Source organism: Streptomyces sp. NBC_01431, from assembly GCF_036231355.1.
GTDB lineage: Bacteria > Actinomycetota > Actinomycetes > Streptomycetales > Streptomycetaceae > Streptomyces.
This window is the reverse complement of record NZ_CP109496.1, coordinates 1261074-1273688: the sequence shown is the minus strand read 5'-3', so window position 1 is coordinate 1273688 and position 12615 is coordinate 1261074. Positions and strand designations below refer to the sequence as shown.

The following is a 12615-nucleotide window of genomic DNA, read 5'->3' as shown; positions in this document are numbered from 1 at the left end:
AGCTCACCATGCTCACCACCCGTTATGTCACGGGTTCTCCCAGCTGGATCGATCTGGCCACCCCGGACCTCGACGCCGCAGCCGCGTTCTACACCGGCCTCTTCGGCTGGACCATGCGGCCCGGCGGGCCCGAAGTCGGCGGATACGGCACTTTCCAGGCCGCCGGCAAGACCATCGCGGGCGGCATGACGGTGCCCCCCGAGCAGAGCGCGCCGGCCTGGAACGTGTACTTCCGGACCCCGGACGCCGATGCCACGGCCAAGTCCGTCGAACAGGGCGGCGGCAGCGTCACCCACGAACCCGTGGACGTCATGGAGCTCGGCCGCAGCGCGTCCTTCCGCGATCCGGCCGGCGTCGGCTTCTCGGCGTGGCAGCCCGGCCAGATGGCCGGTATGGAATCCACCAACGAGGAGAACATGCTGGGCTGGATCGAGCTGTACACGCCGGACGTCCAGGCGGCCACCGCGTTCTACCACACGGTGTTCGGCTGGGAAACCACGGACGTACCCTTCCCCGGCGGCACCTACACGACGGTGAACCCCTCGGGCGCCGGGCCCGACTCGATGTTCGGCGGTGTCGTCCCGCTCGACAGCGACCCGCTGGAGGTCGAGGCCGGGGCGTACTGGATGCCCTACTTCGAAGTGGCCGACACCGACGCGATCACCGCCAGGGCCCAGGAGCTCGGCGGAACGGTCCGCATGGCGCCGACGGATGTGGAGGGCGTGGGCCGGCTCGCCAAACTCGCCGACCCGCACGGCGCCCGCTTCGCCGTCATCAAGAGCTCGATGGCGTCGTCGTAGCGGATGCCGGTCACCGCGGCAGCCCGGAGGCGCCGAGTCCCGGGGACCGCGAGGACGGTGAGCGCCGGCCCGGCCCAGGCGGCGTTCAACGTTCGTTGACCGGACGTTGATCAGCTTCGGGCACTGTGGAACACATGCTGAACGACACGATCACCACCGGGCCCGAACTCGCCTGGCAGGAGAGCGCGTTGTGCGCCCAGGCGGGAGCCGAGTTCTTCTTCCCCGCCCCAGGCAGCTCGACGCGCGAGGCCAAGCAGCTCTGCGGAGCCTGCGACGAGCGGCTGGCCTGCCTGGAGTACGCGCTGGCCAACGACGAGCGGTTCGGCGTGTGGGGCGGCCTCTCCGAGAAGGAGCGGCTCCGCCTCCAGCGCACCCGGCAGCGCTGACCGCTCCCGACCGGCGAGGTCCACCGGCGGCGCGGCGCCGGGCGGTCCATGCCGGCCCGCCCGGCGCCGGTCAGCCTCACCGGCGCGGACTCGCTCGCCAACGTGGGCCGCTTCCCGCTGCGCGGCCGGGAGCCGCTCACCTCCAGAGGGACGAAAGGGGCTCAGCCGCGCGCGGCCATCCGCGCCTTGCGTGCGGCCAGCTTCTCGTCGAACTTGGTCGCCTCGGCGTTGAGCCCGCCCATGTACATGCCGAGCTCCTCCTGCGCCTTGAGACCCTCCGGGCCGAGCCCGTCGATCTCCAGGACCTTGAGGAAGCGCAGCACCGGCTGCAGGACGTCGTCGTGGTGGATCCGCATGTTGTAGATCTCGCCGATCGCCATCTGGGCGGCCGCGCGCTCGAAGCCCGGCATGCCGTGACCGGGCATCCGGAAGTCCACGACGACATCGCGGACCGACTGCATGGTCAGGTCCGGGGCGATTTCGAAGGCCGCGCCGAGCAGGTTGCGGTAGAAGACCATGTGCAGGTTCTCGTCGGTCGCGATCCGCGCGAGCATCCGGTCACAGACCGGGTCGCCCGACTGGTGGCCGGTGTTGCGGTGCGAGACGCGGGTCGCCAGCTCCTGGAAGGCGACGTAGGCGACCGAGTGCAGCATCGAGTGCCGGTTGTCCGACTCGAAGCCCTCGCTCATGTGCGCCATCCGGAACTGTTCCAGCTTGTCCGGGTCCACCGCCCGCGAGGCGAGCAGGTAGTCCCGCATCACGATGCCGTGGCGGCCCTCCTCGGCGGTCCAGCGGTGCACCCAGGTGCCCCAGGCGCCGTCCCGGCCGAACAGCGACGCGATCTCGTGGTGGTAGCTGGGCAGGTTGTCCTCGGTGAGCAGATTGACCACCAGGGCGATCTTGCCGATGTCCGTGACCTTGGACTGCTGCGGCACCCACGCTTCGCCGTCCTCGAAGAGGCCGGGGAAGTTGCGGGCGTCCGACCACGGCACGTACTCGTGCGGCATCCAGTCCTTGGCGACCTTGAGGTGCCGGTTGAGCTCCTTTTCGACTACCTCTTCCAGCGCGAACAGCAGTCGGGCGTCGGTCCACGCGTCCGAACTGCCGAGGTGGGGAGAAGTGATCGTCACGGGGTTGCTCCAGGGGGACGGGAACGGGGACGGTAGGCATACCTACGCATTCGTAGGTTACGAGACCGTAGGTTAAGGCGGCCGTAAGCCCCAGGCCAAGCCCACCCTCCCCTTCGTCCGTTTACGTTCTGTTATAGGTGCAGGTCGTCACCGTGGACCCGAGAGACAAGTCACTAGTCGCCCGCCCCTCTGGAGCCCGCGGCGGCCCCGTCCCGCACCGCTTCGGCCGTGGTGTCGGTGAGCCCGCCGTCGAGCAGCAGCCACCGCGTGACCCCGATCGACTCCAGGAACGGCACATCGTGACTCGCCACGATCAGCGCGCCCTCGTAGGCGTCGAGCGCGGCCGTCAGGGCCCGCACGCTCGCCATGTCCAGGTTGTTCGTGGGCTCGTCCAGCATGAGGAGCTGCGGTGCGGGCTCCGCGAGCAGCAGCGCCGCGAGCGCGGCCCGGAACCGCTCACCGCCCGAGAGCGTCCCGGCCGGCCGGGCGGCCCGGGGTCCCTTGAACAGGAAGCGCGCGAGGCGCGCCCGGATGGCGTTGTCCGTGGCGCCGGGCGCGTACCGGGCCACGTTCTCCACCACGCTCAGCGCGTCGTCGAGCACATCGAGCCGTTGCGGCAGGAACCGCAGCGGAACATGCGCGGCCGCCTCGCCCGCGACCGGCGCCAGCTGCCCGGCGAGCGTCCTGAGCAACGTCGTCTTGCCCGACCCGTTGCGTCCCACGAGTGCGATCCGCTCCGGCCCGCGTACCTCAAGCTCTCCCTTTACGCGTGCCCCGTAAGGGAGTTGGAGGTCCCGCAGGGTCAGCACGGCGCGCCCCGGATGCACCTTGGTGTACGGCAGCTCGATACGGATCTCCTCGTCGTCCCGCACCGCCTCCACCGCCTCGTCGAGCCGCTCCCGCGCCTGGTCGAGGCGTTCGGTGTGCAGGATGCGGTGCTTGCCCGCCGACACCTGCGCCTCCCTCCTGCGGTTGTTGGCCACGATCTTCGGCACCACCTTGTTCTCGAAACTCTTCTGCCCGTACCGCTTGCGCCGTGCCAACTTGACGTTGGCGTCGGACAGTTCGCGCTTCTGGCGCTGTACGTCGGCCTCGGCGACCCGCACCATCCGCTCGGCCGCCTCCTGCTCGGCGCGCAGCGCACTCTCGTACGCCGTGAAGTTGCCGCCGTACCAGGTGAGTTGGCCCTCGCGCAGATCGGCGATCCGGTCGACGCGGTCCAGGAGTTCGTGGTCGTGGCTGACCACCAGCAGAACGCCGTTCCAGGCGTCGACCGCGCCGTAGAGCCGCTGCCGCGCGTGCAGGTCCAGGTTGTTCGTCGGCTCGTCGAGCAGCAGGACGTCCGGGCGCCGCAGGAGCAGCGCGGCCAGGCGCAGCAGCACCGACTCGCCGCCCGAGACCTCGCCGATCGTGCGGTCCAGGCCGATGCCGCCGAGGCCGAGCTGGTCGAGTGTGGCGCGGGCCCGCTCCTCCACGTCCCAGTCGTCGCCGACGGTCTCGAAGTGCCGCGCGTTCGCGTCGCCGCCCTCGATGGCGTGCAGTGCGGCGCGGACCGCGTCGATGCCGAGGGCCTGGTCCACCCGCAGGGCGGTGTCGAGCACCAGGTTCTGCGGCAGGTAGCCGATCTCGCCGACGGCCTTGACATGGCCTTCGGTCGGCGTCAGATCACCGGCGATCAGCTTCAACAGGGTTGACTTTCCTGAGCCGTTGAGGCCGACGAGTCCGGTTCGGCCGGGGCCGACGGCCAGCTGGAAGTCCTCGAAGACGGGGGTTCCGTCCGGCCACGCGAAGGACAGCGCGGACGAGCTGATCTGAAGGGGGAAGGTTGACATACGGGTCTCCCGGTTGCGGGGAAGGAAGGAGAGCCGGGGCGTGAAGAGGCCGGGGCTCTGAGGGCAACGGGGGTTCTGAGACACCGCTCAGGGCGCGAAGAAGGCCCTGGTCGTGGAGGACATGGCTCGGAGGCAGAGGTCACACCGGGCGCGCGACACGGAAGGGAGCGCGCGAAACGGTGTCTCAGGTCCTCAGACGAGCAACGTCCTTCTCCGTTCGACGACAACAGGGCCAGTCACGAACGTACGCCGCACCCGCGCGGCCCGCAAACGAATTAACGCCTGAGTTGGTCGCCGAACCGGGGTCCGCGCCGTGGCGAGTGCGCGCGCCGCGGCCCACGCGTCCGCCTGATCGGGGGAGGCGCGCACCGTCGCGATCGGGCAGGAGCGGAGACGGCGCGGGGGGCGGGGGGGGGGGGGAAGGGGAGGCGGGGGGCTGCGAGGAGGTCAGCAGGCGTCGCGCAGCAGCGCGGCGAGGTCCCCGTCCATGTCGAGGTACTGGTGTTCGCCGCCGAGGGGCACCATGAGGTGTGCCCGCTTGAGGAAGCGGCGCACTTCCGAGGTGCGGATGTGCACCATGGCGACACCCTCGCGGGCGTGGAACTCCAGCACCGTGCGGTCGTAACCGTAGGGCCGCACCCGCACGTCACCGACCCCGGCGGGCGCCTCGATCCCCACTTCGAGCAGCTCGCGGGCGAACTCCCAGGCGACCTCGGCGCCTTCGAGGGTGGCCGGAGCAGGGAAGGCCATCTGCACGGCGAAGGGGTCGTCGCGGTCGTAGCGAAGTGTCGCGGGCACGGTTTCCATGCGGGGCGCGGACGCGATCAGGCGTACCTGGACGGGCTGCTCGATGACGGTGGACAAAGCCCTGCTCCCTCAGCCTCGGGGTTCTCCTGCCGCCCGGAAAGACGGCTGAATTCATGATTCCGTGCACCGGCGGTTCACGTGACCTGTGTCACTAGCTCTATCACCCCACCGCTTTCGGCCGGTAGCGGAAGGCCGAAGTCCGCTGCGCGTCGGCGCCCGGTCGCGCGGGCGCGCTCTGGACGGGTCCGGCCCGCTCGGCTAGCTTCCGACGCCATGAGGGCCATGGGGAAGACGAGACGGATGCTGTCGGTGGGGCTGGGCGGGGTGGCGTTGGCGGCGGCGATGACCGCGCCGGCCCAGGCGCACGGGCACGGACACGACGCACCGAAGTGGGACGTGAAGGACACGAAGACCGACGCGCGCTTTCGTGGGCTGGCCGCGGTGAGCCGGTCGACCGCGTGGGTCGCGGGTTCCAAGGGCACGGTCCTTCGGACCTCCGACGGCGGCCGCGACTGGAAGAACGTGTCGCCCCCCGGCGCGGCCGGTCTGGAGTTCCGGGACGTGGAGGCCTTCGACGGGCGGCACGCCGTCGTGCTGGCCATCGGCGAGGGCGAGGCGTCCCGCGTCTACCGCACCGAGGACGGCGGGGCCAGCTGGAGCGAGTCGTTCCGCAACACCGACCCGAAGGCGTTCTACGACTGCATGACGTTCCTGGACGCGCGGTACGGGCTGGCGGTGAGCGATCCGGTCGACGGCAAGTACCGCGTCCTGTCCACCACGGACGGCGGCCGGTCCTGGACGGTCCTGCCGAACACCGGGATGCCGGCCGCCCAGAGCGGCGAGGCGGCCTTCGCCGCGAGCGGCCAGTGCCTGGTGAGCTCGGGGCCGCGCGACGTCTGGCTCGCGACGGGCGGCGGCGCCACCGGTCGCGTCCTGCACTCCTCGGACCGCGGGCTCACCTGGACGGCGGCCGAATCCACCATCCCGGCCGGCGACCCGGCGCGCGGGGTCTTCGGGCTCGCCTTCCGTGACCGTACGCACGGGCTCGCCGTCGGCGGCGACTACCGGGCGGGCCAGAGCTCACCGCTGGCCGCGGCCGTCACCGGCGACGGCGGACGCGGCTGGCGGCAGGCCGCGACGCCCGTCGCCGCCTACCGCTCAGGCGTCGCCTGGCTGCCGCACTCCCGGTCGGCCGCGCTCGCCGTCGGGCCGACCGGCACCGATCTGACCCGCGACGGTGGCCGCACCTGGCGGACCGTCGACACCGGCTCGTACGACACCGTCGACTGCACCCCGGAGGGGGCCTGCTGGGCGTCCGGCGAGCAGGGCCGGGTGGCCCGGCTGGCCGAGTAGGGGATCCGGTGCGGTACCGCGCCCCGAAGGGCGCGGTCCGCGGCGAACGGCGCTTCCCGCGACGCGCCTAGCTGGGCAACTCCTGCCGGTACGCGGTGAGTTCGGGTGCCACCTTGGTGGCGAGAAACTCCGTGATCCGGTACGCGCAGGCGCCGTTGACGACGAAGGGGTCGGTCGCCGTCAGCCGCTCGATCGCCGCACGGTCGTCCCCGACGGCGAGGATGATCCCGCCGTCGCGGGGCTCCTTGCGCCCCGAGGCGATGAAGGTGCCGGCCGCGTAGTGCGTGGTGAGCCAGGCGACATGGGGTTCGAGCAGCTCGTCGACGCGCTCAAGAGGGGCGGTGTAGGTCAACTCCAGTACGAACATGATCACAAGGCTACTCGGGACCCGTCCGCAGCCCCCGGCCCGGACCGGCTTCACCGGGCCCCTCCACTCGGTCCCGGGGAGGCCTCGGGCGGTGCGCGCTCTGAAGGGCGCGGCCAACGGCGCGACCACGGCCGGTCAACATCCGGCCCATGGTGCTTTCCGCGGAGCGCTTAGGGTGGCGGCATGGAGATGATCACGGGGATTCCGGACGGCTGGCCGACCGATGAGGAGGCCGCTCTCGCCGTGCAGGACGACCTGCGCGGCCGCGTCGTGCTCGACGAGCCCGGACCGCCGCCCGGCGTCGGGCTGGTCACCGGGGTCGACGTGGCGTACGACGACGAGCGGGACGTGGTGGTCGCCGCCGCGGTCGTGCTGGACGCGGCCACCCTTGAGGTGGTCGAGGAGGCCACCGCCGTCGGCCGGGTGGCCTTCCCCTACGTCCCCGGACTGCTGGCCTTCCGCGAGATCCCCACCGTGCTCGCCGTCCTCGATCGGCTCAACCGCGGCCCCGGAACGGTCGTTTGCGACGGATACGGGCTCGCGCACCCGCGCCGTTTCGGACTCGCCAGCCATCTCGGCGTGCTCACGGGGCTGCCCACCATTGGCGTCGCCAAGAATCCGTTCACCTTCGACTACGAGCAGCCGGGGGTCCGCCGCGGCGACAGCGCCGCGCTGCTCGCCGACGACGGGAGCGAGGTCGGCCGCGCCCTGCGCACCCAGGACGACGTCAAGCCCGTCTTCGTCTCGGTCGGCCACCGGGTGAGCCTGGACAACGCCTGCGCGCACACCCTCGCTCTGGCCCGGCGCTACCGCCTTCCCGAGTCCACCCGGCACGCCGACGCCCTGTGCCGCCGCGCCCTGAAGATCGAGGCCAACTCACCCTGATTCATGAGGAGTTGGGGAACCTGAACCGTCAACGCGAGGGCGCGGATCAGCGGATGTCGGCCACCCGGAAGCGCATTCCGGCGGCCCGAAGCCGCTCGATCAGGGTGTCGCCCATGGCCATGGCCGGGGTCAACTGCCCCGCCAGCTCGGGGAGTTTGTCGAAGGCCAGGCTGAGCGAGGCCTCGGCGAGGATCTTCGCCGTCTCGTCGTAGCCGGGGTCACCCCCGGACACCTCCGTGAAGACCCGCCGCCCGCCGCCCTCGCCGACGAACCGGACCGTGAACCAGCTGCGCTGCCGCCGCGCCTCATCCGGGCCCTGTCCCGCCTCGTAGCGGCTCATCAACCACGCGCGGGCGGGCGGAAGTTGAGTGGCGGCGGCGACGGCGCCCGCCGCGGCGACCCCGCCGATGGCCACCGGAAGGTGCTTCACCGCGGCGAAGTGCCGGTAGCGGAAGTCGGGCCCGTACCGCTCGTCGGCCGCCGCGGAACGGGCGATCACCTGCGGGTCGATGGTGGGAAGCGGCAGCGCCCACGCACCGGTCTCCCTGCTGAAGTGCGGCGCGCCGATCGGGGCGCGGGCCCGTCGGCCCACCAGGCGCGGCTCGTGCAGCTTGCGCTCCCGGGCGGCCCGCGCTGTCTGCACGCCGCGGCCGAGCGCGGTGAGCGCCGAGGCCAGCGTACCGCCGGAGAACGTCGCGTTCGACCGTACGAAGCCGTCGATGCGCAGCGGCACCCCCGTCGGCAGCTGCTGCACGGTGAAGAGCACCCCGAGGTCGTGCGGCGCCGAGTCGAAACCGCAGGAGTGCACCAGGCGGGCTCCGGTCTCCCGGGCTCGCGCGTCGTGGCGCACGTACATCGTGTCCACGAACTCCGGCTCGCCGGTCAGGTCGAGGTAGTCGGTGCCGGCCTCGGTGCAGGCCGCGACCAGGCCCTCGCCGTACCAGATGTAGGGGCCGACCGTGCTGGCGACGACCCGAGCCGACCCGGCGAGCGCGCGCAACGAGGCCGCGTCGGTCGAGTCGGCGGTGACCAGGGGGAGCGTGGCGCACGCCGGGTTGATCTCGGTGAGCCGCTCGCGCAGCCGTTCCAGCTTGGCGCGGCTGCGGCCGGCGATCGCCCAGCGGCAGTCGGCGGGCGCGTGGGCCGCGAGGTATTCGGCGGTCAGTGCCCCGACGAAACCCGTCGCGCCGAACAGCACGATGTCGTATTCCCGCTTCGACCGTTCCACCCGTGTGCCTCCGCAGTTCTGCTGCCTGGTGTTTGACGTCGGCTGATGCCGGGTGCCGAGGCTAGCGCGCGTTGGCCGTCGGGGCAGCCCGGGGCATGCCGCTGGCGCGGCCGAGGGCGGGGGAGGAGGGTGGTCGAGCCGGGCGTATCGGGGCAACCGGCACCCGAATGGCGCTCCATCGCACTAAGCGCTTGCTCGTTGGGGCTTGTGCGGAGTGGAACGTGTTCTTAGCATCACTGATGTTACATCAGTTGTGTCACAGTGCTGGGGGCTTGATGACAGCGACAGGAACCGGCCCGCTGGCCGGGGTGCGCGTGGTCGAACTGGCGGGCATCGGGCCGGGCCCGTTCGCCGCCATGCTCCTCGCCGACCTCGGCGCCGACGTGGTGCGCGTGGACCGCCCCGGCGGCGCCGGGCTCGCCATCGATCCGGCGTACGACCTCACCAACCGCAACAAGCGCTCCGTGATCATCGACCTGAAGGCGGACGGCGGTCCGGCCCGCGTCCTGGACCTGGTCCAGCGAGCGGACGTCCTCATCGAGGGCTACCGGCCCGGCGTCGCCGAACGCCTCGGCGTCGGTCCCACGGACTGCCTCGCCCGCAACCCGCGGCTCGTCTACGGGCGGATGACCGGCTGGGGCCAGCAGGGCCCGCTGGCCCAGCGGGCCGGGCACGACATCGCGTACATCGCCATCACCGGCACCCTCAACATGATCGGCAAGCCCGACGAAGGCCCCACCGTCCCCGCCAACCTCGTCGGCGACTACGCGGGCGGCTCGCTCTACCTCGTCATCGGCGTGCTCGCCGCCCTCCAGCACGCGCGTGGCGGCGGAGCGGGGCAGGTCGTGGATGCCGCGATCGTCGACGGGAGCGCCCACCTCGCCACGATGATCCACGGCATGCTCGCGGCCGGGGGCTGGCAGGACCGGCGCGGCGCCAACCTCCTCGACGGGGGCTGTCCCTTCTACGGCACGTACGAGACCTCCGACGGCCAGTACATGGCGGTCGGCTCCCTGGAGCAGCAGTTCTACGACGAGTTCATCCGACTCCTCGGCATCGAGGACGCCGCCCCGGCCCGCAAGGACATCGCGCGCTGGGCCGAACTGCGTACCGCCATCGCCGAACGGTTCCGTACCCGCACCCGCGCCGAGTGGACGGCGGTGTTCGAGGGGTCGGACGCCTGTGTCGCGCCCGTGCTGTCCCTGGCCGAAGCGCCCCACCACCCGCACCTGGCGGCCCGGGGCACCTTCACCGACCACGGCGGCATCACCCAGCCCGCACCCGCGCCCCGCTTCTCCGCCACGCCCGGCTCCGTCCACCGTCCCCCCGCGATGCCGGGCGCCCACACGGCGGAGGTGGCCCGCGACTGGGACGTACCGGCCCTGGCCGACCATCCGGCAACTCCCGTACAGGAGGCTTGAGTTGAAACGGCAGATCTTCACCGCCGAGCACGAGGCGTTCCGCGAGACCGTCCGCACCTTCCTCGCCAAGGAGGTGCTGCCGCACTACGAGCAGTGGGAGAAGGACGGCATCGTCTCGCGCGAGGCCTGGCTCGCGGCCGGGCGGCAGGGGCTGCTCGGGCTCGCCGTGCCCGAGGAGTACGGGGGCGGCGGCCAGGCCGACTTCCGCTACAGCGCGGTGCTCGCGGAGGAGTTCACCCGGGCCGGGGCCCCCGGGCTCGCGCTCGGTCTGCACAACGACATCATCGGCCCCTATCTGACCGGGCTCGCCACCGAGGAGCAGAAGCGCCGCTGGCTGCCCGGCTTCTGCGACGGATCGCTGATCACCGCGATCGCCATGACGGAACCCGGCGCGGGCTCCGACCTCCAGGGCATCCGCACCACCGCCGAGGACAGGGGCGACCACTGGCTCCTGAACGGGTCCAAGACGTTCATCTCCAACGGCATCCTCGCCGACCTCGTGGTCGTGGTCGCCAAGACCACCCCCGAGGGCGGCTCGAAGGGCCTGTCGCTCCTGGTGGTCGAGCGCGGCGCCGACGGCTTCGAGCGCGGCCGCAACCTCGACAAGATCGGCCAGAAGTCGCAGGACACGGCCGAGCTGTTCTTCCACGACGTACGCGTCCCGAAGGACAATCTCCTCGGCGAGCTCAACGGCGCCTTCATCCACCTGATGACCAACCTCGCGCAGGAGCGGATGGGCATCGCGGTCGCCGGGATCGCCGCCGCCGAACACCTCCTGGAGATCACCACGAGTTACGTCAAGGAGCGCGAGGCCTTCGGGCGGCCGCTGTCCAAGCTCCAGCACATCCGGTTCGAGATCGCCGAGATGGCCACCGAGTGCGCCGTCACCCGCGCCTTCCTCGACCGCTGCATCGTGGACCACTCCAACGGCGAGCTCGACGCCGTGCACGCCTCGATGGCCAAGTGGTGGGCCACCGAACTGCAAAAGCGCGTCGCCGACCGCTGCCTCCAACTGCACGGCGGATACGGCTACATGAACGAGTACCGGGTCGCCAGGGCCTTCACGGACGGCCGGATCCAGACGATCTACGGCGGCACGACCGAGATCATGAAGGAGATCATCGGCCGTTCCCTGCTCGGCTGAGACCTCACGAACCACCCTCATTGGAAAGGCTGCTGACGTTGAGCACCGAAGCGTATGTGTACGACGCGATCCGCACCCCGCGCGGACGCGGCAAGGCCAACGGCGCCCTGCACGGCACCAAGCCGATCGACCTCGTCGTCGGCCTGATCCACGAGATCCAGGCGCGTTTCCCGGGCCTGGATCCGGCCGCCATCGACGACATCGTGCTCGGTGTCGTCGGCCCCGTCGGAGACCAGGGCTCCGACATCGCCCGCATCGCGGCGATCGCCGCCGGACTGCCCGACACGGTCGCCGGCGTCCAGGAGAACCGCTTCTGTGCCTCCGGCCTCGAAGCGGTCAACATGGCCGCCATGAAGGTCCGTTCGGGCTGGGAGGACCTCGTCCTCGCGGGCGGCGTCGAGTCCATGTCGCGCGTTCCGATGGCCTCCGACGGCGGCGCCTGGTTCGCCGACCCGATGACCAACTTCGACACCAACTTCGCCCCGCAGGGCATCGGCGCCGACCTCATCGCCACCGTCGAGGGCTACTCGCGCCGCGATGTGGACGAGTTCGCCGCGCTCTCCCAGGAGCGGGCCGCCGAGGCCTGGAAGGACGGCCGGTTCGCGCGCTCCGTCGTGCCGGTCAAGGACCGCAACGGCCTCGTCGTCCTCGACCACGACGAGCACATGCGCCCCGGCACCACCGCCGACTCGCTCGCCTCCCTCAAGCCGTCGTTCGCCGGCATCGGCGAGATGGGCGGCTTCGACGCGGTCGCCCTCCAGAAGTACCACTGGGTCGAGGAGATCAACCACGTCCACCACGCGGGCAACTCCTCCGGAATCGTGGACGGTTCGGCCCTCGTCGCCATCGGCTCCAAGGCGGTCGGCGAGCGCTACGGCATGACCCCGCGGGCCCGCATCGTCTCCGCGGCCGTCTCCGGCTCCGAGCCCACCATCATGCTGACCGGCCCCGCGCCCGCCACCCGCAAGGCGCTCGCCAAGGCCGGTCTCACCATCGGTGACATCGACCTCGTGGAGATCAACGAGGCCTTCGCCGCGGTCGTGCTCCGCTTCGTCAAGGACATGGGCCTCAGCCTCGACAAGGTCAACGTCAACGGCGGCGCCATCGCCATGGGACACCCGCTCGGCGCGACCGGCGCGATGATCCTCGGCACCCTCGTGGACGAGCTGGAGCGCCGCGACCTGCGCTACGGCCTCGCCACCCTCTGCGTCGGCGGCGGCATGGGCATCGCCACCGTCATCGAGCGTCTCTGACCGTCCTTC

At 71.4% G+C, this 12615-nt stretch carries 12 protein-coding genes; 7 read left to right on the top strand and 5 right to left on the bottom strand.

Annotated elements, in window-relative coordinates; genetic code table 11:
* Positions 1-8: 8 nt before the first annotated feature.
* Both OG522_RS06070 and OG522_RS06065 read left to right on the top strand, forming a co-directional pair.
* Complete coding sequence (locus OG522_RS06070; protein ID WP_329461899.1) at positions 9-800, top strand: VOC family protein; 792 nt, start codon at positions 9-11, stop codon at positions 798-800.
* A 134-nt stretch (positions 801-934) separates the two neighbouring features.
* The gene (locus OG522_RS06065) at positions 935-1186 is read left to right on the top strand and encodes a WhiB family transcriptional regulator (RefSeq protein WP_329461898.1); all 252 of its coding nucleotides are present in this window, start codon (positions 935-937) and stop codon (positions 1184-1186) included.
* A gap of 161 nt (positions 1187-1347) precedes the next feature.
* Here OG522_RS06065 and OG522_RS06060 read toward each other — a convergent pair whose 3' ends face one another.
* The 3 genes from OG522_RS06060 to OG522_RS06050 all read right to left on the bottom strand — a co-directional run bounded on the left by OG522_RS06060 (position 1348) and on the right by OG522_RS06050 (position 5012).
* Positions 1348-2316 (bottom strand): acyl-ACP desaturase, encoded by a 969-nt coding sequence (locus tag OG522_RS06060; RefSeq protein ID WP_329461897.1) that lies wholly within the window; start codon positions 2314-2316, stop codon positions 1348-1350.
* A gap of 173 nt (positions 2317-2489) precedes the next feature.
* The gene (locus OG522_RS06055; protein ID WP_329461896.1) at positions 2490-4148 is read right to left on the bottom strand and encodes an ABC-F family ATP-binding cassette domain-containing protein; all 1659 of its coding nucleotides are present in this window, start codon (positions 4146-4148) and stop codon (positions 2490-2492) included.
* A gap of 447 nt (positions 4149-4595) precedes the next feature.
* Entirely contained in the window at positions 4596-5012 is a 417-nt protein-coding gene (locus OG522_RS06050) for an SsgA family sporulation/cell division regulator (protein ID WP_329461895.1), read from the bottom strand.
* Between the two features lie 216 nt (positions 5013-5228).
* Between OG522_RS06050 and OG522_RS06045 the strand changes: the two genes are divergently transcribed.
* A complete protein-coding gene (locus tag OG522_RS06045) occupies positions 5229-6308 on the top strand; it encodes a WD40/YVTN/BNR-like repeat-containing protein (RefSeq protein ID WP_329461894.1) in 1080 nt (359 codons plus the stop codon).
* Positions 6309-6375: 67 nt separating this feature from the next.
* Here OG522_RS06045 and OG522_RS06040 read toward each other — a convergent pair whose 3' ends face one another.
* Positions 6376-6675: a YciI family protein gene (locus tag OG522_RS06040; protein ID WP_329461893.1), complete on the bottom strand. Its 300-nt coding sequence runs from the start codon at positions 6673-6675 to the stop codon at positions 6376-6378.
* 183 nt (positions 6676-6858) lie between these two features.
* On the opposite strand from OG522_RS06040, the gene OG522_RS06035 reads away from it, so the two are divergent.
* Positions 6859-7560, top strand: a complete 702-nt coding sequence (locus OG522_RS06035; RefSeq protein WP_329461892.1) for an endonuclease V — start codon at positions 6859-6861, stop codon at positions 7558-7560.
* A 46-nt stretch (positions 7561-7606) separates the two neighbouring features.
* Here the strand turns inward: OG522_RS06035 and OG522_RS06030 are convergent, their stop codons facing one another.
* On the bottom strand, positions 7607-8788 hold the full coding sequence (locus OG522_RS06030; protein WP_329461891.1) for a saccharopine dehydrogenase family protein: 1182 nt from the start codon (positions 8786-8788) through the stop codon (positions 7607-7609).
* Positions 8789-9063: 275 nt separating this feature from the next.
* Here OG522_RS06030 and OG522_RS06025 point away from each other — a divergent pair, with 275 nt between their 5' ends.
* From OG522_RS06025 to OG522_RS06015, 3 genes are read left to right on the top strand one after another with little or no spacing between them, the layout of a single operon-like run.
* Complete coding sequence (locus OG522_RS06025) at positions 9064-10209, top strand: CaiB/BaiF CoA transferase family protein (protein ID WP_329461890.1); 1146 nt, start codon at positions 9064-9066, stop codon at positions 10207-10209.
* Between the two features lies 1 nt (position 10210).
* Positions 10211-11353, top strand: coding sequence for an acyl-CoA dehydrogenase family protein (locus OG522_RS06020; protein ID WP_329461889.1), 1143 nt, complete (start codon positions 10211-10213; stop codon positions 11351-11353).
* 38 nt (positions 11354-11391) lie between these two features.
* The gene (locus OG522_RS06015; protein WP_329461888.1) at positions 11392-12606 is read left to right on the top strand and encodes an acetyl-CoA C-acetyltransferase; all 1215 of its coding nucleotides are present in this window, start codon (positions 11392-11394) and stop codon (positions 12604-12606) included.
* Positions 12607-12615 lie beyond the last annotated feature (9 nt).

Bases quoted from the DNA above. Each gene is read 5' to 3' on its own strand.
- OG522_RS06070 (WP_329461899.1), top strand. From the start codon at position 9: ATGCTCACCACCCGTTATGTCACGGGTTCTCCCAGCTGGATCGATCTG.
- OG522_RS06065 (WP_329461898.1), top strand. From the start codon at position 935: ATGCTGAACGACACGATCACCACCGGGCCCGAACTCGCCTGGCAGGAG.
- OG522_RS06055 (WP_329461896.1), bottom strand. From the start codon at position 4,148: ATGTCAACCTTCCCCCTTCAGATCAGCTCGTCCGCGCTGTCCTTCGCG.
- OG522_RS06045 (WP_329461894.1), top strand. From the start codon at position 5,229: ATGAGGGCCATGGGGAAGACGAGACGGATGCTGTCGGTGGGGCTGGGC.
- OG522_RS06040 (WP_329461893.1), bottom strand. From the start codon at position 6,675: ATGTTCGTACTGGAGTTGACCTACACCGCCCCTCTTGAGCGCGTCGAC.
- OG522_RS06035 (WP_329461892.1), top strand. From the start codon at position 6,859: ATGGAGATGATCACGGGGATTCCGGACGGCTGGCCGACCGATGAGGAG.
- OG522_RS06025 (WP_329461890.1), top strand. From the start codon at position 9,064: ATGACAGCGACAGGAACCGGCCCGCTGGCCGGGGTGCGCGTGGTCGAA.